This window comes from Pseudolysinimonas yzui, assembly GCF_014653215.1.
GTDB classification, from domain to species: domain Bacteria; phylum Actinomycetota; class Actinomycetes; order Actinomycetales; family Microbacteriaceae; genus Pseudolysinimonas_A; species Pseudolysinimonas_A yzui.
In genome coordinates, this window is the sequence record NZ_BNAI01000006.1 from 1 (window position 1) to 20,406 (window position 20,406).

The 20,406-nt window shown below is 64.6% G+C and carries 21 protein-coding genes; 13 read left to right on the top strand and 8 right to left on the bottom strand.

The features are described 5' to 3' along the window. The first annotated feature begins 341 nt into the window (after positions 1–341). The gene (locus IE173_RS12325) at positions 342–1,439 is read left to right on the top strand and encodes a site-specific integrase (RefSeq protein ID WP_191283807.1); all 1,098 of its coding nucleotides are present in this window, start codon (positions 342–344) and stop codon (positions 1,437–1,439) included. A gap of 53 nt (positions 1,440–1,492) precedes the next feature. Further along, a complete protein-coding gene (locus IE173_RS12330) occupies positions 1,493–2,281 on the top strand; it encodes a hypothetical protein (RefSeq protein ID WP_191283808.1) in 789 nt (262 codons plus the stop codon). 407 nt (positions 2,282–2,688) lie between these two features. Here the strand turns inward: IE173_RS12330 and IE173_RS12335 are convergent, their stop codons facing one another. Then, complete coding sequence (locus tag IE173_RS12335; RefSeq protein ID WP_191283809.1) at positions 2,689–3,216, bottom strand: hypothetical protein; 528 nt, start codon at positions 3,214–3,216, stop codon at positions 2,689–2,691. A gap of 117 nt (positions 3,217–3,333) precedes the next feature. Here IE173_RS12335 and IE173_RS12340 point away from each other — a divergent pair, with 117 nt between their 5' ends. From IE173_RS12340 to IE173_RS12350, 3 genes are all read left to right on the top strand, one after another. Further along, positions 3,334–3,582 carry a helix-turn-helix domain-containing protein gene (locus tag IE173_RS12340; protein ID WP_191283810.1) on the top strand — a complete coding sequence of 83 codons (249 nt, stop codon included), beginning with the start codon at positions 3,334–3,336 and terminating at the stop codon, positions 3,580–3,582. Positions 3,583–3,647: 65 nt separating this feature from the next. Further along, positions 3,648–4,700, top strand: a complete 1,053-nt coding sequence (locus tag IE173_RS12345) for an ImmA/IrrE family metallo-endopeptidase (protein ID WP_191283811.1) — start codon at positions 3,648–3,650, stop codon at positions 4,698–4,700. Continuing rightward, positions 4,693–5,775, top strand: a complete 1,083-nt coding sequence (locus tag IE173_RS12350; protein ID WP_191283812.1) for a hypothetical protein — start codon at positions 4,693–4,695, stop codon at positions 5,773–5,775. Before IE173_RS12345 ends, IE173_RS12350 begins: the two co-directional genes overlap by 8 nt. Here IE173_RS12350 and IE173_RS12355 read toward each other — a convergent pair. Then, positions 5,772–6,272: a hypothetical protein gene (locus tag IE173_RS12355; protein ID WP_191283813.1), complete on the bottom strand. Its 501-nt coding sequence runs from the start codon at positions 6,270–6,272 to the stop codon at positions 5,772–5,774. The two genes, IE173_RS12350 and IE173_RS12355, sit on opposite strands and share 4 nt — an antisense overlap. A gap of 320 nt (positions 6,273–6,592) precedes the next feature. Between IE173_RS12355 and IE173_RS12360 the strand changes: the two genes are divergently transcribed. The 3 genes from IE173_RS12360 to IE173_RS12370 all read left to right on the top strand — a co-directional run bounded on the left by IE173_RS12360 (position 6,593) and on the right by IE173_RS12370 (position 8,940). Continuing rightward, positions 6,593–7,171 (top strand): recombinase family protein, encoded by a 579-nt coding sequence (locus IE173_RS12360; RefSeq protein WP_191283814.1) that lies wholly within the window; start codon positions 6,593–6,595, stop codon positions 7,169–7,171. Further along, positions 7,168–7,872, top strand: coding sequence for a TY-Chap2 family putative peptide chaperone (locus IE173_RS12365; protein WP_191283815.1), 705 nt, complete (start codon positions 7,168–7,170; stop codon positions 7,870–7,872). The genes IE173_RS12360 and IE173_RS12365 overlap by 4 nt, the downstream gene beginning before the upstream one ends. Before the next feature lie 162 nt (positions 7,873–8,034). Continuing rightward, positions 8,035–8,940 (top strand): hypothetical protein, encoded by a 906-nt coding sequence (locus IE173_RS12370; RefSeq protein WP_191283816.1) that lies wholly within the window; start codon positions 8,035–8,037, stop codon positions 8,938–8,940. Here IE173_RS12370 and leuD read toward each other — a convergent pair. From leuD to IE173_RS12400, 6 genes are all read right to left on the bottom strand, one after another. Beyond that, a complete protein-coding gene (gene leuD, locus IE173_RS12375; protein WP_191283817.1) occupies positions 8,925–9,557 on the bottom strand; it encodes a 3-isopropylmalate dehydratase small subunit in 633 nt (210 codons plus the stop codon). The two genes, IE173_RS12370 and leuD, sit on opposite strands and share 16 nt — an antisense overlap. 9 nt (positions 9,558–9,566) lie before the next feature. After that, the gene (locus tag IE173_RS12380; RefSeq protein ID WP_191283818.1) at positions 9,567–9,941 is read right to left on the bottom strand and encodes a hypothetical protein; all 375 of its coding nucleotides are present in this window, start codon (positions 9,939–9,941) and stop codon (positions 9,567–9,569) included. Then, complete coding sequence (locus tag IE173_RS12385) at positions 9,938–10,801, bottom strand: DODA-type extradiol aromatic ring-opening family dioxygenase (protein WP_191283819.1); 864 nt, start codon at positions 10,799–10,801, stop codon at positions 9,938–9,940. Before IE173_RS12385 ends, IE173_RS12380 begins: the two co-directional genes overlap by 4 nt. Before the next feature lie 24 nt (positions 10,802–10,825). Next, a complete protein-coding gene (locus IE173_RS12390; protein WP_191283820.1) occupies positions 10,826–11,629 on the bottom strand; it encodes a citryl-CoA lyase in 804 nt (267 codons plus the stop codon). Next, entirely contained in the window at positions 11,626–12,774 is a 1,149-nt protein-coding gene (locus IE173_RS12395; RefSeq protein WP_229842089.1) for a CaiB/BaiF CoA transferase family protein, read from the bottom strand. Before IE173_RS12395 ends, IE173_RS12390 begins: the two co-directional genes overlap by 4 nt. Before the next feature lie 134 nt (positions 12,775–12,908). After that, positions 12,909–13,718: an IclR family transcriptional regulator domain-containing protein gene (locus IE173_RS12400; RefSeq protein ID WP_191283822.1), complete on the bottom strand. Its 810-nt coding sequence runs from the start codon at positions 13,716–13,718 to the stop codon at positions 12,909–12,911. A gap of 204 nt (positions 13,719–13,922) precedes the next feature. Between IE173_RS12400 and IE173_RS12405 the strand changes: the two genes are divergently transcribed. The 5 genes from IE173_RS12405 to IE173_RS12425 all read left to right on the top strand — a co-directional run bounded on the left by IE173_RS12405 (position 13,923) and on the right by IE173_RS12425 (position 20,404). Further along, positions 13,923–15,476 carry a bifunctional 3-(3-hydroxy-phenyl)propionate/3-hydroxycinnamic acid hydroxylase gene (locus IE173_RS12405; protein ID WP_191283823.1) on the top strand — a complete coding sequence of 518 codons (1,554 nt, stop codon included), beginning with the start codon at positions 13,923–13,925 and terminating at the stop codon, positions 15,474–15,476. A gap of 11 nt (positions 15,477–15,487) precedes the next feature. Then, entirely contained in the window at positions 15,488–16,588 is a 1,101-nt protein-coding gene (locus tag IE173_RS12410) for an alpha/beta hydrolase family protein (protein ID WP_191283824.1), read from the top strand. A gap of 98 nt (positions 16,589–16,686) precedes the next feature. Then, entirely contained in the window at positions 16,687–17,793 is a 1,107-nt protein-coding gene (locus IE173_RS12415; RefSeq protein WP_191283825.1) for a sugar ABC transporter substrate-binding protein, read from the top strand. A 62-nt stretch (positions 17,794–17,855) separates the two neighbouring features. Then, positions 17,856–19,361, top strand: coding sequence for a sugar ABC transporter ATP-binding protein (locus IE173_RS12420; RefSeq protein WP_191283826.1), 1,506 nt, complete (start codon positions 17,856–17,858; stop codon positions 19,359–19,361). Beyond that, positions 19,358–20,404, top strand: coding sequence for an ABC transporter permease (locus tag IE173_RS12425; protein ID WP_191283827.1), 1,047 nt, complete (start codon positions 19,358–19,360; stop codon positions 20,402–20,404). The genes IE173_RS12420 and IE173_RS12425 overlap by 4 nt, the downstream gene beginning before the upstream one ends. Positions 20,405–20,406: the final 2 nt, after the last annotated feature.

Here is a 20,406-nt window from a genome sequence, read left to right on the forward strand (position 1 = left end):
CCCTGGACGGTGACGGCGGTGATGATCAGACGAGCCTTCGACACTCCTCAGAGCGTGGCCGAGGGTTTCCTATGTCTTGAGACATCGGTTTCCTATGTCCTGAAACCAGACACCACCGGTACCGCCAAGTAATACCGCTACTGACCAGGTCTTTTTCCTGAACTAGCGTTCGCTGCCGCGGCGCGGGGTCCACACGACGATGTGGGCTCCGTGCCCTGGCCGTGCCCCGGGCGGTTTCAAAAGCGACCACCTGACGCGGCAGTTCGTCGTAGATTGATCTCGGTTAGTACCAGCAAGCCGACATGATCCCCGACGAACTCGGGAGAACAGGTTGCTGGTACATGACTAGACGCAGTCACTTCGGAGCTGTGCGGCGGCTCCCCTCTGGCAAATGGCAGGCCCGCTACTTCGATGCTTCCGGCAGACGCCACACCGCAGGGACCTTCGGTAGTGAACATGACGCCCGCCGCGAGCTCGCCCGCGTCGAGGTAGGGATTGATCGCGGCGACTGGATCGACCCCGAAGCCGGCAACGTCAACTTCGAGAAGTTCGTCGCCGACTACCTCGAGACGCGCTCCGCCAATCTCCAGCCGACGACGATGAGCGGCTATCGCTCCTCGCTCAAGCACCTGCTGCCGACGTTCGGTCAGGTCCGCATCAAGAACATCACCCCGCTCCTCGTTGAGAAGTGGTGGGCTCAGATGACGAAAAGCGCGGCCGGTCCCCAGGTGCGACGCGCCGCCTACGTGTTGCTGTCGGGCTCGATGCGGGCGGCGGTGCGGTGGGGGATGATTCTCAACTCGCCGTGCAAGATCGAAGGGGCGTTTAAGGACGGCTCCCGTCCTCGCCCGCATCTGTCGGCCGAGCAGTACGCCGTCATCGTCGGGTCGATGCCCGAGCACTACCGGGTGATTTTCTGGACGATGCTCGGTGCTCACCTCCGGCTCGGCGAACTCGTTGGTCTCAACGCGGGGGACTTCGACCCCAAGGTGGGGACCATCACGGTTGAACGTCAGGCCACCCCCGGCGACGGAGGAGTCGAGCTGCGTGCTACTAAGACGGGTACGAGCCGTACTGTCGAGGTCCTCGAGCCGGCGCTCGGGATGCTGCGTGCCTACGTCGCCGCCCGTCCCGCGCACCCGAAGGCGCCGCTCTTCATCGGCGGGCTCGGCACGCGCATCTCGAGAAGCGTGCTCCGTGCGGTCTGGAACAGAGCTCGAGTCGTCGCGGGCCTCGACTGGGCTCATATGCACGACGTCCGGCACACCGGCCTCACCCTCGTTGCTGCCTTTGCGAGCGTGGCCGAGACGATGGCCCGCGGCGGTCACTCCAGCTCGGCCGCGGCGATGCGGTACCAGCACGCGGCACGGAGCCGCGACTCGGTGGTCGCGAAGGCGGCCGGCGCCGAACTCGCCTCGCTCGTCGGGGTCGGTACGTGATGGCCACGCATCGCAGACCGCTCCTTGCCTTGAGTAAGAGACCTTCTTCCCCCTTGTTCGGGCGTGACCTGACGAAGTTGAAGGATCTCGACATCTTTATGTTCGAACACAGCACGATCAACGCAATGAAGTACTGCACCTGGCGGTTCCCCTGCCGCCGCGCGATCTGCCCCTTCTGCGCGTCGCGCAAGGCTCGCCGGCAGTTTCGCGAGCTTGGGGAACTTGTGGACCTCGACGTGCCCGCCCTCATGTGCAGACTTTCTGTTCAGTCGTCTGACGACCTCGACCGTGCCTGGACCGACCTGGCTGCTGCGCGGAACGCCTTCGGCGTGCGTACGTGGCTGAGTTCGGTATCGAATCGTTGGTGGAGAAACACTGAACTCACTCTGAGCGTGCAGGGCATGTGGAACTTCCACGACGCCCTCATCGTGTTCGGCGACGACGGGGCGCTCTCCGTCGTCGAGAAGAGCATCGCCAGCAGATGGGCCGAGGCGGCGGACCACGGCTTCCTCAGAGTGCCGGGCAGCAAGAACGAGAAACTTGATCACCCCGTGATCGGCGGTCGTGGTGTCCAAGACGTGTCGCGTGTGCGCCTGCCCGAAGGAGCGCGCCGCTACTCGACTAAGGGTCTGATGAAGAGCGGAGAACTGGGGAAGGGACGCACTCCCGGGGACGTGCTCTGGGAGTTCTATCACGGCGACGCCGATGCCGCGGAAGCGTGGAGTGAACTCGAGTCCTTCGTCGATCGCCATCCTCGTGCTCTCATCTGGTCGCAACGGGGCAAGGGGCTGCAGCAGGCGACGAAGGAGAAGTTGCGTGCCGATTACGCGCTCACTGCCTAGCACCCGATCAACCCGGGCGACCGCCCTGGTTCAAGAACAGGAGCACTACCTAACGAACGACTACACGATCCTTGTGGACTCGTGCAGGGCTTGTCGCGGAGGCCGCAGATACTCGCGCGCAGTGGCAGGCCACCTGGGCTCCCCAGTGTCGAAGCGCAGTCGCCGGGCGTTGGCTAGGCGTACTCGTGCTCGATCCCGTTGCCCGGTGCGAGGAGACGATTGTGTACTCGCACCCGGCAGCACGGCGGCCGCTGAGCGGACCAGCGCGCAAAATCGAGAACTTGATGTCAAGTCGACTTTACGTTCTGGTAGTAAGTGGCTTTACATTTTGTAAGTTGCCTTCGCGTCGGATGACACCGGGTGCACGGATTCGATGGCACCCGGTGGTCCTTTGGAGGCAGCTCCATTCAGGACGTGAAGATCGCCGTGTCGTGTGCGAAGTCGATTCCGACTTCAAGCACGAGATCCTCTGGGTCAGAGACCCCGAATGCGAGCGGGAACGTCACCTCGCGGCCGGGTAGCAGCGTGGTGGTCGGACCTCCGCTGACGCCTTGGTCGATGTCGAAGACCTGCTCCGACTCGGTGTTCCCCGACTGCATGGATGCCGTGAACGCCGGCTCGTAGTTCTCGTCGCTTCCGTTGACGATCGTCACAGTGAACACGACGTACGCGGCCGCCTCCGGCGCATAGGCGCTTGCCGAGGGCTGGTAGCCCGCGGGTGCGCTGACCGTAATGGCCAGCCCGTCGCTCCATTCGAAGGAGTCACCGAACACCGGGTTGCCTGCTTCGGGCGGCGCCTCGGTTGTCTCCGCCGGTCGGTTGGTTCCGGTGGGTGTGTTGGTCGATGGTGAGCCGCTGACACATCCCGTCAGCATCACTGAGACGAGAACGAGGGCTGCGGCCGAGGCCATTCGAGCTGGTGCGATGCGCATCATGACTTCCTCCAAAGGTCGGGTGACTTCAGATAATGGCACATTTGTGCACTGTGCCGAGGGAGCGCCTTCGATGGGATCGTAGGCGTGCAACTTCCTCGACAACCGACGGACCCCGACATGGGTCTGTTGGCCGCGAGGCTGAAGGCTTTGCGCGAAGACCGCGGCCTCACCTACGAAGAGCTCGCCGAGGCGACGGGTCTCAGTCGGCGCGGCGTGATTTCGCTTGAACGCGGCGAGCGCAGCGGCAACGTCAGATCCTGGTTCCGGGTCGCCCGGGCCCTTGGGATCTCGATGGCCGACCTGATGTCGTCGCTGGACTCCGACCCTCCGCCGAGGTCACTCAGAAAAAATATTCCTGAAAGCTAGGAATTTCCCGCAGTTCGGGGTAGGGTCGTCGGTGAGACGAGGTACCAGTGTTCGTAGACCCCCGGATGATCACTCTGGCCCGCGAGGCGCAGGGCTGGAATCAGACGCATCTCGCCGGTCTGCTCGACGTCACTCAGGGCTACCTGTCCAAGATCGAATCGGGCAACGCCGAGGTCAGCGACGAACTCCTCGCCAAGCTCGCCCAGCACCTCGAGACTCCAGCGGCGCTCTTTTCCTACGTGGGCTCGGCCTCCACGATCGAGGTGACTTGCCTGCACCACCGCCGTCGCGCGAGCACGATGTCCGCACCGACGAAGAAGCGGATCGAAGCGCTCGCTCGGCTCACGCGCATCTCGGTCGAGGAGCTCATGAAGACTGTGCGGATCACGACAGACAAGTCGATCCCTCGGCGTGGCGATGTCGACCTCACGCCCGCGGACTTCGCCCGCGTCGTGCGGGAGTACTTCGCGATCCCGGATGGCCCCATCGAAAACCTGCTGAGCTACGTCGAACGCGCTGGGGTCCTGGTGGTTCACCGGCCGCTCGGGACGGCGTCTCAGGATGCAGTGAGCACGTGGCCGGATGGCGGCGCCCCGATGATGATCGTGAACACCGGCCTCTCGCCTGACCGCGAGCGGTTCACCGTCGCCCACGAACTCGGCCACCTCGTTATGCACGGTGCCCCAGGGGACGATCAGGAGACCGAGGCCAACGACTTCGCCAGCGAGCTCCTCGCGCCCGCCGAGCAGATCCGTGAGGATCTGGTAGGCCTAGACCGTCGCGACATGGGGCGGCTGATGCGCCTCAAGACGAAGTGGGGAATGTCCATCGCCGCACTCGTCCGGCGCGCGTGGTCGATCGACGAACTCAGCGACGAGGACTACAAGAGCTATCAGATCCAGCTGACGAAGCTCGGGTGGCGGCAGGCAGAGCCGGGTCACGTGCCCGCCGAAGATGCCACACTCGTCCGCCGCGTCATCGAGGCACGTCGTCAGCACGAGTCTCTTGATGACGACGCACTCGCGGCGATCGCGCTCATGAAGCCCGAGCAGTTCCGAAATGTGTTCCTTCCCGCCGACGAGGCGGGCCCGAAGACGGAGGTCACCATCAGTGCCTGAGCCGCTTGCCCCACTGAAGACTCCCGTCCCAAGCGCACTGCGCCCGCTCGCGATCCAAGCGAGCGTCGAGAACCTCGACCTTGCGGTCGGTCTTCATCTCGAGTTTGGATTCGACATCGTGCTCACGGCTTCGTCGGACCCGCGCCGCAACCCGTACGCCACACTCGAGGCGGCCAGCCGCACCTTCTACGAGCGCACTGGCTCGTACGCGCAACTCGATGCGAACCGCTACGCCGGCCCGAACCGCAAGATGGGCGCCTCGGATCTCCGGGTCGACTGGGCTCAGAAGCAGATTCAGCTGGGTGCTCCGCTGATCCTCACCGACGCCGGCTACATCGACGGTGACATCGCCCAGGTGCGCGAGGCCATCGCGAGCGCAGAAGAGCTGCAGAGCATCCTCGACAAGCCAGTGCTGGCGACGCTCGCCGTGGCAGCGCCGATGCTCCGCAACTTCCGTACCGAACTCGTCGACCTGGTCGGCAACAGCACTGTGTCGATTGGGCTCGCTCTTGGACACGCCGCCGACCCCCTGTCGTCGATTCAGGTCGTCGGAGCGCTCATCGAGCTGCTCTCGCTGGGCAAGGTTCACCCGCGTCGTATCGACCTGTCGGGAATCGGCGCGCTTGCTTTCGGGGCTCCCGGCGTCTCGATCGGGACCACGGCTACTCTGCGGCACGTCTACCCCGCGAAGAAGGGCGGTGGCAATACTTCGCAGTGGTGGTCCACCCTCGTTCCCGGCACGATGAGCTGGCGCACCCACGACAAGGTCATGGACGCCGCGTCGACTTTCACTGACCACCATTTTTGGCAGTGTGGGTGCGACTACTGCTTCGGCCGCGCCATCAGCATCGCGATCCAGTCGGAAGCCGCGGCAGTCCTCCACAACTTCGCGACCATCAAGTCCCTCGCGGAGCGGGTCCTGTCCAGCCCGGATTCGCGCCTTTCCTGGTTCGAGATGTGCCAGCACGCCCAGACCTATGCGTATGAGGTCATGTCCGAGAGCGGGCCCGGGTGGGAGCCGCAGGACTACCTGGGCGCCTGGCTCAGCAACAAGCCAGTGCGGGTGCCGAACTAGGCGCGGGCAAGATCCCGGAGCTGGTCCTCGCGCGTCTCGCGCCACCAGGCTTCGAGCACGTATCCCTCGGGGACGCCCTCCGCTACGACCACCCTCTCCACCGAGCCGTCGTCGATTGCGGCCACAACGCCGATCCCGCGGACGTCAAGCTCGGCCACATCAAAGAAGTGCGGCTGGTAGGACGGCGGGAGCAGGACGAAGGTATGACCGTAGGCGCGAAGTTGAAGTAGTTCTTTCAGGGCTCGCGCCGGCGGCGAGACACTAACCAGCGCGATCTCGAGTGTCGGTCGAGTTCCCTCACAGGTGCCCTCGAGCTGCGACTTCTCAAGAACCGGGAACACGAGGGAACCCGAAAGGCGAGTGAGCGGTAGTACGACCGGCTGGCTGAGCACGCCTTCTACGGCGGCCGAAACCCACGAATTCGGGTCAACGTCGCGCCAGTGCTGGCGCACGTATCGCGGCGTTTCGGCCCGCGACAGAGTCGGCTTCGCCCTCATCGTTCGTGCTCCCCAGGTCCCCGGTCCGTTCCGCCGGTTGGTCCGAACTCTAGTGGCGACGACCGGGGCTAGTCGAAGCGGCTAGCACCCGGGCGCGTCGGATGCCACGCTGGATAAGGCCACGGAACGACGATGGTGTCGCGCTGGTGTTCGTTGCTGACTCCGCAGCACATCCACCCAACCGTCCGAAAACGATCGTTTCAGACATGGAGGTTGCAGCTGATGGCTGCTGACGGTGGCATTTGATAAAGTTCTATCGATTGATTATGTCAGTTTCAACCTGTCTGAACCTGCGGTACAAAACGAGAAGTGAGGGCCTCATGCTCATCGGATACGCGCGAGTTTCAACCTCCGAGCAGAACATCGATCTACAACTTGACGCCCTGCAAGCAGCCGGCTGTAAGAAGATCTTCCAGGACATCGGCATCAGCGGATCGACGAGTTCACGGCCTGGCCTTGATGCAGCACTCGACCACGCTCGCGACGGTGACGAACTCGTCGTCTGGCGTCTGGACCGCGTCGGACGCTCAACGAAGAACGTCCTCGGGCTAGTTGACGATCTCAGTTCCCGCGAGGTCGGCTTCCGATCGCTTACCGAAGACATCAGCACATCGGGTCCGACGGGCAAGTTGCTGCTGACTCTGATCGCGGCGCTCGCCGAGATGGAGCGCGCGGTGCTCGTCGAGCGCACTCATGCAGGACTGGCGGCCGCCCGTGCTCGCGGGCGAGTCGGTGGTCGAAAGAGGTCACTCTCTCCGAAGCAAGACCGGGCTATTCGGACTATTTACGACGCTCGTCAAACTCCGATTGCGGAGATCGCCGCGGCATTCAAGGTGTCCCAGCCGACGGTCTGGCGCTCACTGAGTCGGACGCGCCCGGAGATCGAAGCCCTCGCTTGAGGCCGAAGCTCGACGATCGCCTTCTCTGGCTAACGGCGTGGCGGCTGATTGCCGCGGTTGAGAAGGATGTTGCTGGTACATCGTTGCGGGAAGTGAGCGATGCGCTCGACGGGCGCACCTTGCTCCTGAGCACCGCTGACCATCCATGCGTGTTTGCGCTCAACCAGCGTCGCGGCGTCACCGTGCTCGCACCGATCCTCATCGAACAGCGCGGCTGGCTAGAGATCGTGTCCTCGTCACTTTCGGAGTTCGTTACCGACCTGAAGTTGACGCTAGCGTGGCCGTCAAACCCGACCGGTGCGAACGGCGCCGCACGAACCCATGCTGTTATCGCTCGCCTTCTCGCGGCCGTTCTGGACGAGCAAGAGGAGTACTGGCTGAGCGGCGTCTCAAGGCTCGACGAATCGTCTAACGCATTTCAAGTGTTCCCGCTGTGGGCCGATCAAGTGGCTGCGAAGTTTCAGGATGCAGCGCTCGCAGGTGGAGAGACCAGTTCTGGCGAGGCATGGATCCTCTGGCGCGACGCGTCGCCCGTCGCGCTGTTCGATGACTCGATGGGAGTCTTCGTGGGCGGCTGCCGCTGGGATTACGGCGACCTCGCGATCGAAGTCGCCTACGACTTCCGATACATTGCTCACCAGATCCTCGGCGTCATCCAACACCACACCGAGAACCTTTTACTCCCACCTCGCGAGGTTTGAGAGCGCGCCGGCATTGGCGAAGAACTTTTTACTTGGCAGGCACGAGTCCGCACCTATCGCATTTCTCTTTTGGGTCCCATCCGCGGTAGCGAAAGCATGCTTTCCCGACCGAGGCTAAAGGCCCTCGCGCCAAGGCCGGCTGCCCGCGCTACCCTTCCGGTCATGGCGAACCCCAGGGTGCACGAAGTCGCTGCTGCGGCTGGCGTCGACCCGAAGATCGCTCTTCGTGTTCTCCAAGACATGGGTGAGTTCGTCAAAAGCGCCTCGAGCAGCATCCCACCGCCCGTCGCGCGGCGGCTCCGCGCAAATCTTGATGGAACTCGCGAGATCACCCTGCCAATGACGCAGGCAGCAGTTCGTGCATTCGAACGACTGCCCGCTGGCCTGCCGTTGCTCGTCGAAGAACTTCTCGGGCGAGAGGCCGACGTACGACGGACACTCTCGGTGCTGCGCGCCGCCGTTCCCTCGCGCTTCCTTCTTCACGTAGGTCCCGCGGCGGCGGCGGCCCTCGCTAGCCGTATCGAGACGACCCTGACCCTCGAAGACTTAGTCGAACCACGCGGAGTGGTGGCGCTGCGCACAGGTGCGGAGGCGCTCTTGCTGTCCTGGCGGCTCTCCGACGTACGCCTCGAACTGTCGCTCATCCGCGTTGAGTCCGGCCGCGCAACTGTCGTCGAGCGGGGACGCGCGGACATCCTCAACCAACAGTTCGTTGCCGTAGGTCGAGACGAGATCTCAAGAAGTCTGGCTGTGCTCGCCCGCATCCCTCACGTAGTCCCCGTCCGGATGACCCCGGGGCCGGCTGACATTGATGATGTCACCGGCCGGCCAGGATCTCCGACGCTCGAGCCGGATGTTCGAATCGTCTACCTCAGCCGCACCGTCGGAGATCCGAGCGGCCTTCGCTCGGCAGTGCTGAGGATGTCGCGCTGGATCGTTCGCGGGCACTGGCGCAACCAGTGGTACCCGAGTACGAGCAGTCACCACCGAATCTGGATCAGCGAGCACGAGTCCGGGAATCCGGACGCACCAGTGCGCATCCGCTGTATCGTCTACGCCCTCCGCTGACTCGGCGTCGTGCCGCCTCCGTCTCGAATCGGCAGCGTACGAGGCAGCCACGAAGGGCGAACTGACTCAAATCGGGTGATCTCGTCGACGTTCTTGAGGGTCGTGTCTATCTCGTCCAGGCCTTCAAGGAGTCGTGTTCGCGTGTATTCGTCAATCCCGAAGTCGTAAGCCACGCCACCTAAGGTCATTTGGCGATCGATCAAGTCGACGGCAACTGGGGTATCCGGGTGCCGGTCGAGGACGTCCCAGATCTGATCGAGAGCGGCAGGTTCTATTTCTCCGGCCAACAGGCCTTGCTTGCCGGCGTTGCCTCGAAAGATGTCGGCGAAGCGGCTACTGAATACAGCCCGGAACCCGAAATCGCGTAGCGCCCATACCGCGTGTTCCCGGGACGATCCTGTGCCGAAGTTCTGACCGGCGATCAGGATCGTCGCGTTTCGGTACAGGTCCTGGTTGAGCACGAAGTCTGGTTGCTGGCGCCACTCGTAAAAGAGACCGTCTTCGTAGCCCGACTTGGTCAGACGCTTCATGAACCGGGCCGGGATGATCTGATCGGTGTCGACATCCGTTCGTCTCAGCGGGACAGCGATCCCGTCGAGTTTTTCGAACGGCTGCACTGCCGTTCCTTAGAGGGCGACGGTCGGGTAGTCCTGTCCGAGCCAGTGCGAGAGCTTGGTCGCGTACTCGCGCTGGAATGACAGGGGGCCGGACTTCGCCATGTAGTCCTCGTCGTAGATGGCGATGTAGATCGTGAGGCAGAGGAAGAAATGAACCCCGAGCTCGAACAGCTTCACGTAGTCGTGTTCGACCAGCGCCTGGCGCTCCTCGTCCGTGAAACTCAGCCACGTGGTGCGCTCGATCGTGTGATTGGTCCCGAGTCTGGTGCCGTAGTCCCGCTCCCAGCGCTCAATGAGAGTCTCGGGTTCGGCCTTGTAGGCCGCGAGCAATTCAGGATCCCCGTCCACCTGGAACAGGAACTTATTGACGTAGTACTTGCTCATCGCGGGTCACCTTCCGGGTACCAGGTCATGTACATCTCGCGCGTGTGGAAGAGGTCGAGCTCGTCGACGTAGGCCGCCTCGATGCGTCCCGCGATTCCCATCATCAGGATGAGATCCATGAATCCGTGCGTGGCGTTGCCCGCGCCGGACATGCTCTCGAAGGTCACGTTCTGCAGGATCGAGTCGATGTCGCCGTGGGAGAGCCAGTCGATCGCATTGCGGTCGAAAACCGGGTCGGGGCCGGTCTCGCCGAACTGGCGTGGCCCGCCCAGCTCGAGGGAGAGGTGCCCGCTGCCGACCGCGGCGATGGTCTTGTCGGTGGGGTACTCGTCGATGATCTCGCGGATCGCGCGACCGAGATCCCAGAACCGCTTCGGGCTCGGCAGCGGGGGCGCGAAGATGTTCGTGTAGATCGGCACGACGGGCAGATCCGCCGCCGGTCGGGTGGTGATGATCGGGCAGATGATCGAATGGTCGATCTTGAGTTCGTGGCTGATCGAGAAGTCGAAGCCTCGGTCGAGCAGCCCTTTGAACATGAAGCCCGAAAGGTCCTCGTCGCCCTCGAGCACGTACTTGGGGATACCGAACTCGCGTTCCTCGTTGTAGAAGGTGGCGTCGTAGCGGGGCTGTTTGCCGATCAGGAAGGTTGGGTAGTTGTCGGCAAAGAACTGGTGGAAGTGGTCGGCGCCGACCATGACCAGGATGTCGGGCTCAGCAGCAGTGAGCGTCTCACGGTACGCCTCGACCTTGGCTTTCCATTCCGCCGCCTGCGGGATCTGCTCGGCGGTCGGCGTGAGCTCTGTTGCTTTGTAGAAGAACGGGTGGTGAGTGGTCGCCAGGACCGCTGAAAGTTTCGCCATGGGTGCTCCTCGTGATCTCTCGGTTCAGTTGGCGGGTTCAGGGGCAACGAACGTCGCGTTGCGGTCGACGGCGTTGTAGATCGCGGGGGCGATCGGGGTGCGTTGTTCCTCGGCGATCTGGCCGACCAGGCCGGCGGTCCGAGCGAGCAGCGAGAACCCCCGCAACATCGTGACCGGCAGGCCGAGATCGGCGAGCGCAGCACCGGCAACGCCGGCACCGTTGAGGGGGAGGCTGCGACCCAGTACCTGGTGGTGTGCGCGGCCGATAGCCGCGAAGAGTTTGAGGTGCGGGCCGAGCACCGCCTCTTCGTCGGCGATCGAGAAGATGACCGGAACGCGCGGGTCACCGTTCTTGTGCACGGGGTGGCCGATGCCGGGAACGAACTGGCCAGCCGCCTTGGTGCGCGTCACGACGTCAAGCGCCAGGGCATCCCATCGGTCCTCAGACCACCCCGTCGTGTCGTCGCTCAGATCGGCGAGCACCCGGTGAAGGAAGCCCCCCGTGTCTTCCGTGACTCCGAGGAATCGGGAGCCGCCGCCCAGCAGGCCAGCCGCGATCGCGCCCTGGATCGAGTCGGGAGCGCTGTAGTACGTCATCCGCGCAGCGATGGCGGTCGGGGTGAAGCCATGGTCGGCGAGCGACACCAGGACGGCCTCGAACAGCCGCACCTCGCCTGCCGTGGGACGACGCTGCGCCACCATCCAGAACGCCAGCTCGCCGAAACCGACCTTTCCCATGAGGTCGGTCGCGACGTTGTGGCCCATCAGCATGATGGTGTCGGCGTCGGAGGTTCCCAGCGAGGTCGGGAAGGTGTGGTCATCCGTCATTGCGGCACCTTCTCGCGTTCCAGCCAGGCCCGAATGTCTCTCCCGTGCTCGTCGAGCGCGGGCGGTGCGAGGTCATAGCGCGGGGGCGTCGCGGAGAAGGTGATCGGGTTGCGCACAGAGGGCATCGCGCTCGCGCCCTCGCCTGCGAGCACGACCGGATCCAGCCCGAGCTCTTCCGCGTAGGCGATCCCCTCGTCGATCGTGTTGATCGGGCCGCACGGCACCCCCGCGTCAAGCAGTTCGCGGAACCATTCCATCTTCGTCCGTGTCTTCAGTCGCACCAGCAGCAGCGGTCGCAAGATGTCGCGGTTCGCGGTCCGGCCTTCGTTGCGGGCGAATCGCGGGTCGTCGGCGAGTTCGGGTACGCCGAGCACGCGGCACAGTTTCTGGAACTGGGGATCGTTCGCCGCGGTGACGATGAGGTCGCCGTCGGATGTCGCCAGAGGCTCATACGGAAAGACGCTGGGATGCGCGTTGCCCATCCGGAACGGGACGACTCCGCCGGCGACGAACGCGCTCGAGTGGTTGGCCAGCCCCGAGAGGGCCGTCGAGAGGAGATTCACCTCGACGTGCTGGCCCACTCCGACAGCGTTGCGGTGGTTGAGCGCCGCGAGGATGCCGATGGTCGCCTGCAGACCCGAGGTGACGTCGAACACGGACATCCCGGCGCGAAAGGCGGGGCCGTCAGGATCGCCGGTCAGGCTCATCAGTCCTGAGATGGCTTGCACCATGAGGTCGTAGCCCGGGATCGACGCGCCGAGGCCCGTGCCGAATCCGCTGATCGAGGCGTAGATGACGCCGGGATTGGTGGCGGCGATGGAGTCGTAGTCGAGTGAGAACTTCGCCAGCCCCCCCGGTTTGAAGTTCTCGATCACGATGTCGGCGCGGGCGGCGAGTTCGCGCGCGACGTCAGCATCCTCGGGGTCGGTGAAGTCGAGTGCGATCGAGCGCTTGTTGCGGTTGATCCCGAGGTAGTACGTCGAGATGCCATCCCGTTCCGGCGGCGTCCAGCTGCGAGTGTCGTCGCCCTGTGTGCTCTCGACCTTGATCACGTCCGCACCCATGTCGGCGAGCAGCATGGAGGCATAGGGGCCGGCGAGTATGCGCGAGAAGTCGGCGACGAGCAGGCCGTCGAGTGGGCCCACAGCGTGGGGAGCCGAGTGCGAACTGAGATCGCTCATCGTTGATTCGGCCTCTCGACATCTTCGGTGGTGTCCACTACGCGGACGAGTGTCCGCAGAAGTAGTTTCCGTTCTCGAGTTTGCTTTTGTCAACCCGGCTACCGCGTCGCGGGCTCACTCACCTTCGGGATCGAGAGGTAGATGGCCCAGTCCGCGCTGATGTCGCTGGCGGCCTGCAATAACCAGGGAAGGTACTTTTCGGTGAGCGTCTCGACGCTGGTTTCGGCGGCGTTCACGGTGACGTTCAGCGCAGCGACGATGCGACCCTCCCGGTTCCGCAGCGGGGCGGCGATCGAGCGGATGCCGGCGGCGAGTTGACCGTCGGTCAGGGCCCAGCCCTTCGCCCGGATATGCGCGAGGGTCGCGTCCAGCTCCGAGCGGTCCACGACGACGCGGGGGGTAACCCCGGAGCGGCTGGGCTCGGCGAGGATCTCGTCGAGTTCTTTCGTATCCATTCCCGACATGATGACCTTGCCGAGGGAGGTTTCGGCCGCGGGGAACCGGGTGCCGACCTCCACCGCGAGGGCAATGATCTTGGGAACCGCGACACGTGCCACGTAGACGATGTCCGACCCGTCCAGCTGGGCGATCGAACTCGACTCGTGAGTCTTCTCGACCAGCTTCTCCATGTGCGGGCGCGCGACGCCCCAGAGCCCGCTCGACTGGACGTAGGTGAAGCCGAGCTCGAGGACCCGCGGCGTCAGAGTGAAACCGCCCTTCAGGGTTCGCACGTAGCCGAGGGACTCCAAAGTCAGGAGCATGCGCCGAGCGGTCGGTCGTGCCAAGCCGGTCGCATTGGCGACCTCGACGAGGGTCATCGGCTCCGGGCCGGCTTCGAACGACCTGATGACGCTGAGCCCACGCGCGAGCGCCTCGACGAAATCGGGATCGGTGGTGCGTTCCGCCATGGCTGCTCCCTGTTGCTGGTCTTGGCCCAGAGTACAAGCCTGTCGGCGATCTGTCCGCTAGGTGGACAATCTGGGCTTGACAGCCTCGCGTCGGGGGACGAATATGATGCAAACGCGCAACTGACCGCGATGCGGACAAGCGTACGCAAGTCAGCGAGACCGGGACACAGCAGTTCCGGCTCCCAATGAAGGGACCCGCTTCAGATGGACAACTACGACGTGATCGTGATCGGCTACGGTCCGGTCGGTCAGATGGCCTCAGCGTTGCTCGGCCAGTCAGGCCACAAAGTCGCCGCCTTTGAGCGGCACGCGCAGATGTACGGGCTGTCCCGTGCAGGCCACATCGACGACGAGATCATGCGGATGCTCGACCGCGTCGGGGCCGGCGAGGAGTTCCGCGAGGACGCCGTGGAGTGGGAGCTCTACGACATGCGCAACAAGGCGTTCGGGGGCGACCTGCTCATGAGCCTCGACTGGTCGGTGATCGGCCCACACGGCTACCGTTCGCACTGGATCTTCTATCAGAACAACCTCGAGCTCGCTCTCAACCGCCAGGTCGAGGCCACCGGCAACGTGGAAATCAACTTCAGCACCGAGCTGATCGCGTTCGATCAGGACGCCGACGGGGTCACCGCCACTGTTCGCAGCCGGGTGACCGGCGAAGAACGTCAGGTCCGCGCCAAGTACCTGCTGGGCGCGGACGGGGCGAACAGTTCCGTTCGACAGGCTCTGGGTATCAAGACCGTCGAGGGTGCCGTGGGCCCCAACCAGCTCGTCATTGACACCCTTCAGAAGCGTCCGTTGAAGTTCGAGTTCGACAACGGACAGTTCGCCGACCCGGAGGCACCGGGCTGCCTGTTCCAGCTCGGCAAGAACCACCGCCGCTGGGAATTCACGCTCCGTGAGGACGAGGACCCGTCCGACTACACGATTGACACCGTCTGGGAGCGCTTGAAGCCTTGGGTCGGACCGGAAGACGTCGAGATTCTCCGGTGGCCGATCTATCGCTTCCGGGAGTCGATGACCACGGAGTGGCGTCGCGACCGCATCTTCCTCCTCGGAGACGCCGCCCACACGCTGTGGCCCTTCGCTGGCGAAGGGATGTGCAACGGCCTTCGCGATGCCGCTGCTCTTGCCTGGCGCCTTGATCTCGTGCTGCGAGGCATCTCGGACCCGACGGTGCTCGACAGCTACGAGGAGGACCGCAAGCCGAACATGCAGGCCTGGATCGACTACTCGCGTGAGATCGGGTTGCCCTGCATCATCATGGACAAGGAGGCCGCCGCGCATCGCGATGAGTTCCTCTTCGCAGTCCAGAAAGACCCGTCGATCATGCCGCCTCCGACGGCGATCCCCGGGCCGCTCGCTTTCGCGCGCGACGGTGACCCGGCGGCCGGCCTGGTGGCGGTCCAGGGGCAGGTGACCAACGCCGGCCCGCGAGGCCTACTCGACGACATCGCCGGACGGGGCTTCAATCTCATCACCATGGATCGCGCCGTGGTCGATTCCCTGTCGGACCAGGAGCGCGCGGTCTTCGAACGAATCGGCGGGCACGTCGTCCTGGTGGGCGCCCCGGGGTCGGGCGCTCCGTTCGAGGACGTCGATGGGACATTCGCCGACTGGTTCGCATCGATCGGTCGCATCGCAGTGATCGCACGCCCCGACTACTACGTGTACGGATCGGCCGCGGACGCCGCCGATGTGCATGCCCTCGTCGATGCGTTCAGCGTCTCGCTGGGCCTCAAAGTCAACGCGTAATCGGAGCGACGATGACACCCGCGGAGGTGACTCCGGAATGGCGTGCGGAAGCCGATGCGCACAAGCGCGCCATGCCGCTGCAGCGACTCAGCGGGAACGGCATGGACTACGCGGACGTCGTCGAGCTCTACCACCTCGTCGATGACGGCATCTACTGGTCGGAGGCCGCCGAGCGGCTTGGCGATCGAAACTTCGCGCGCGCTACTGAGGCCCTGACTGCAGGGCATCAGCTCACGGCCGCGACGTGGTTCCGATTTGCAGCAGCATGCTTCCGCGTCGGGCAGGTGCCGCTTCTCGACGATGACCCCCGAAAGTCGCGCATGTACGGGAAGTTGATCGACGCGTTCGGCCGAGCAGGAGAGGTGGACGACCCACCGGTCGAGCACGTCGAGATCCCGTGGTCGGGCGCGGCTCTCTGCGGCTGGCTGTTGCGACCCGCCGGAGTGGTGGCACCCCCAACGGCGATTGTCTTGGGTGGATTCGACGGGTGGCGCGAGGAGTACTACGTCGGTGCGACGTACCTGCTCGCCCGAGGTATCGCGGTACTGCTCATCGACGGGCCTGGACAGGGTGAGACGCGGCTCTCTCACGGTCTCGTGATGGACGCTTCGGTCGCTGACGCGTTCAGCCGGATGGTCGACTTCCTGATCGACGATTCTCGGTTGTCGGATGTCGTGGCGATCTGGGGCAACAGCATGGGTGGCTTCCTCGCGGCGTTGACGGCGACCCAAGATGAGCGGATCGCGGCGTGTGTCGTGAACGGCGGCACGGTGCGTCCGGGCGAGATTCTCGACAGGTTCCCCCGCTTCGTCAGCAAAGTTCAGCCCCTCCTGGGGGTCGGGGACCCTGAGGAGGCCCGCGCAGCCATGGGGCAGTTTGAACTCGCGCCGGATCAGCTCGAACGGCTGACCTGCCCGCTGCTCGTTCTTCATGGCACTCCCGACCAGGTGTTCCTCGTGGAGAACGCGCGCGCGCTGTTCGACGCTGCCGGTTCCCAGGACAAGACATTCCGTGAGTGGCCCGACGGGGACCACTGCATCTACAACCACTCGCACGAGAAGCACGTACTCGTTGCGGACTGGCTCGGTGATCGGCTGAAGACCGGCCGCTAACCGATCCCCCTGAGCGGGCGAGCAAACACCAGCTCGCCTCTGTGGGCACGCCTGTGCCTGCACCCGAATGCATCACACATCCAATGGAGGAAGTAGTCATGCGCAGCACCCGAATCGGCGTCGCCGCAGTCGCGGCACTCGCCCTGTTCCTGGCGGGTTGTTCGACCGCCGAAGACACCAACGATGACGCCGGAGGCGTCGACGTCGAGGCCGCTCAGGCAGCGATCCAGCCCTACCTCGACGCTCCGAGCGCCTTCCCGGTCACCGAACCGCTGGAAACGCTGCCGACGGGCAAGCGCGTCGCGCTCCTCGACTGTGGCTCGCCCGTTTGCGGGCTGTTTGCCGCGATCGCGGTAGCCCCGGCCGAAGCGCTCGGGATCGAACTGGTACGGATCGAGGCAGGAACGACAGCCGACGGCGTTGCTGCGGCCTTCGACTCGGTCCTTGAAGGCGGCTTTGACGGGGTGTTCGTGCCCGCGTTGGCGCCGTCGCTGTGGGAGCGCCCGCTCGCCGAGCTGAGCGCGGCAGGGATCCCGGTGGTCACGTCGGGTGTCACCGGAGTCGACACGACTGCGGTCGCCGTCGCAGGTGCCTCGGAGCCGTCGACGGAGCTCAGCGGGCGCCTCATGGCGCTCTGGGCGATTGCGCAAGACGGTGCCGACACCGACGTAGTCTTCTACGTGACGCCGGAGATCACCTTCCTCAACCTGCTCGGCGAAGTGTTCACCGAGACCGTCACGGAGGAGTGCCCCGGCTGCTCGGTACGCGTCGTCGACATCCCCGTCGCGACGTTCGGGAGCACCGCGCCTCAGATCGTTGTCGATGACCTCCTCGCACACCCGAACACGACAGCTGCCGTGTTCGGAGCCGGCGAGCAGGCGATCGGCCTGCCGTCCGCGCTGACGACGGCGGACATCGAGGTGAAGACGCTGTTCAACGCGCCCGACCCTGCGGTGCTCGCCGGCATCCAGGACGGCTCTTACACGGCAGGCTTCGGGCTCGACCTTCCCGTTCTCACCTGGACGATGGTCGACTCGCTCGCGCGACTGATGACCGATCAGGAGCCTGCGGAAGCAGCCACGAACGACGAACTTGTTCGTCAGTTCTTGACCATCGACAACCTCGAGGGCGACGTGAGCCACGGCTGGACGGGATACCCGGACTTCGCCGACCGGTTCCTGGCCCTCTGGGCGGACGCGAACTAACCCCCGGCGGCCCCGGCCAATCGCCGGGGCCGCCCCACCCCCAACTCACGAGGTTGCCCACGATGTCTGATCACCTGTTGGAAGTCCGAAGCCTGTCGAAGGCGTTCGGCGACAACTATGCGCTCCGCGACGTCTCGCTGACAGTCGCGTCCGGTGAGATTGTCGCCCTTCTGGGTCACAACGGCTCAGGCAAGTCGACACTCGTGAAAGTGCTCTCCGGGGTCTACCAGGCGGATTCCGGCGACGTGTCCTGGGGAGACGCCGAACGACCTACCTCGTTGCACGTCGTTCATCAGAATCTGGGACTCATCGGCGGCCTTTCGATCGCAGAGAACATCGACCTGGCGACATCCCACCGGCCGGGTTGGATCGTTCCCACACGACGCGGCAAGGAACGACGTGAGGTGCGGGACCGATTGCGCCTGTTCGGCCTCGATATCGACGTCGATACCCCGGTGGGCCGACTCACGGCGGCCCAACAGTCGATCGTCGCGATCGCCCGAGCGTTCCAGATGGGGGGCTCGGGGCGGAACGTCCTTGTGCTCGACGAGCCGACAGCAGCGTTGCACGGCGAAGAGGCGACCCTTCTGCACGACGCGGTGAAAGCCGCCGCAGCAGCCGGGTGCGGGGTGATCTACATCAGCCATCGGTTGCCCGAAGTTGTCGACCTGGCTGATCGGGCGATCGTCTTGAAGGATGGCGAGGTTGTCGCAGAGAAGGACCGAGGGTCCTTCGATCAATCCGATCTCGTGCGGATTATCGCGGGCGGTGAGCCGCCCAAGCATCACGCGAGCACGTCGGCCGCCAGCGACGACGTGCGCTTGAAGGTGTCGGACCTTTACGCACCGTCGATTCGCGGAGCCGACTTTGAGGTGCGCCGAGGCGAGGTTCTCGGCGTTGCGGGCCTCGTCGGATCGGGGATGGAGGCTCTCAACGGGACACTCTTCGGTGCGACGACCGCCGCGTCGGGCACGATCAAGGTCGACGGGCGACTCGTCGGCGCCTCGGCAGCTCAGGCCGTGGATGCCGGCGTTGCTTTCGTTCCAGCCGATCGTCGGCTCCGCGGGAGCATCGGTCAGTTCTCAGCACGCGAGAACTTGACCCTGACGAGTCACTCGGGCCTGCTTTCTCGGCTCGGAGCCATTCGCATCTCGCGGGAGCGGACTGAGGCGACGAGCTGGATGGGCCGCGTGCGGGTTCGTCCGCTCGGGGCCGCCGAACAGCGATTCGATCTCTTCAGCGGAGGGAATCAGCAGAAGATCGTGCTGGCCAAGTGGCTCCGAACGAGCCCGGGCGTCATCCTCCTCGACGAGCCCACTCAGGGGGTCGACGTCGGCGCGCAAACCGAGATCTACCGCTTGATTTCCGAGGCCGCCGACGAGGGCGCGGCGGTCGTCGTCTGTTCGAGTGACTCCAAGGAGCTTGCTTCCCTCTGTGATCGGGTGATCGTCTTTCGCGACGGCGTGATCTCCGGCCAATACTCCGGAGCCCGCCTCACGGAGTCCGCCCTGGTTGCCGCGACAATCGCTGACGGTGCCGCCGTCCCGAAGGAAGGTGTCTCATCATGAGTCAGGAACCCACGATCAGGTCGCGTGTGCTGCGCGCCATCGGATTCCGGAACGCGAGTGCGATCTGGGTCCTCGTCGTGATCGTCGTGGTCTTCTCGATCACGATTCCTGAGACCTTCCTGGCGGCCCGAACCTGGACATCGCTCCTCGACACACAGGTCGTCGTCGCGATCACCGCGCTGGCGCTCGTGATCCCGCTCGCGGCCGGGTCGTTCAATCTCGCGGTCGGTGCGCAAGTCGGAGTGTCGTCCATGATGGTCGGTTGGATGCTGGTTAGCATCGGGCTGCCGGTCGTGCCGGCGATCGGGCTCACTCTTGCGGCGAGCGCACTCATCGGACTGCTGATGGGGCTCGTCATCGTCCGTTTCCACATCGACTCGTTCATTGCGTCGCTGGGATTCAGCTCGCTTCTCGCGGCGCTCGTCACCTTCATGTCCGGCGGGCGGCAGATCCTCGGGATGCCGAGCGAACTCGTCGACTTCGGCACCGCTCGGGTGGTCATCTTCACCTACCCGTTCCTCATCCTGATTGCACTGGCGCTGGTGTGCTGGCACGTGCTTGAACGGACGCCGCTCGGCCGCCGGATCTACGCGACCGGCGGCAACCTGGAGGCGGCACGTCTCGCGGGAATCCGCACGAACCGGATCATTGTCGGAACGCTCGTTGCGTGCGGCCTGCTCTCCGGCGTCGCCGGGGTCCTCGTCACCGCCCGGCTCGGGAACTCAGACCCGACGATCGGGCCGGCGTACCTCATCCCCGCGTTTACCGCCGCGTTCCTGGGCTCCACCCAATTCAAAGGTGGTCGATTCAATATCTGGGGGACCTTGCTGTCCGTCTACGTCCTCGCCGCCGGGGTCAAGGGCCTCCAGCTCTCGGGAGCGCCGACGTGGATCCCTGATGCGTTCAACGGCATCGCGCTCCTGGTCGCCGTCGGACTCGCGTCATCTGCACGCCTGGGTGGCCGCCCCTCTCTCTTCGAGCGACTACGGCATCGGCGCGTGACGGCGCAGCCTCTCGAACCCCTCCAACAGAAAGACGCATGACG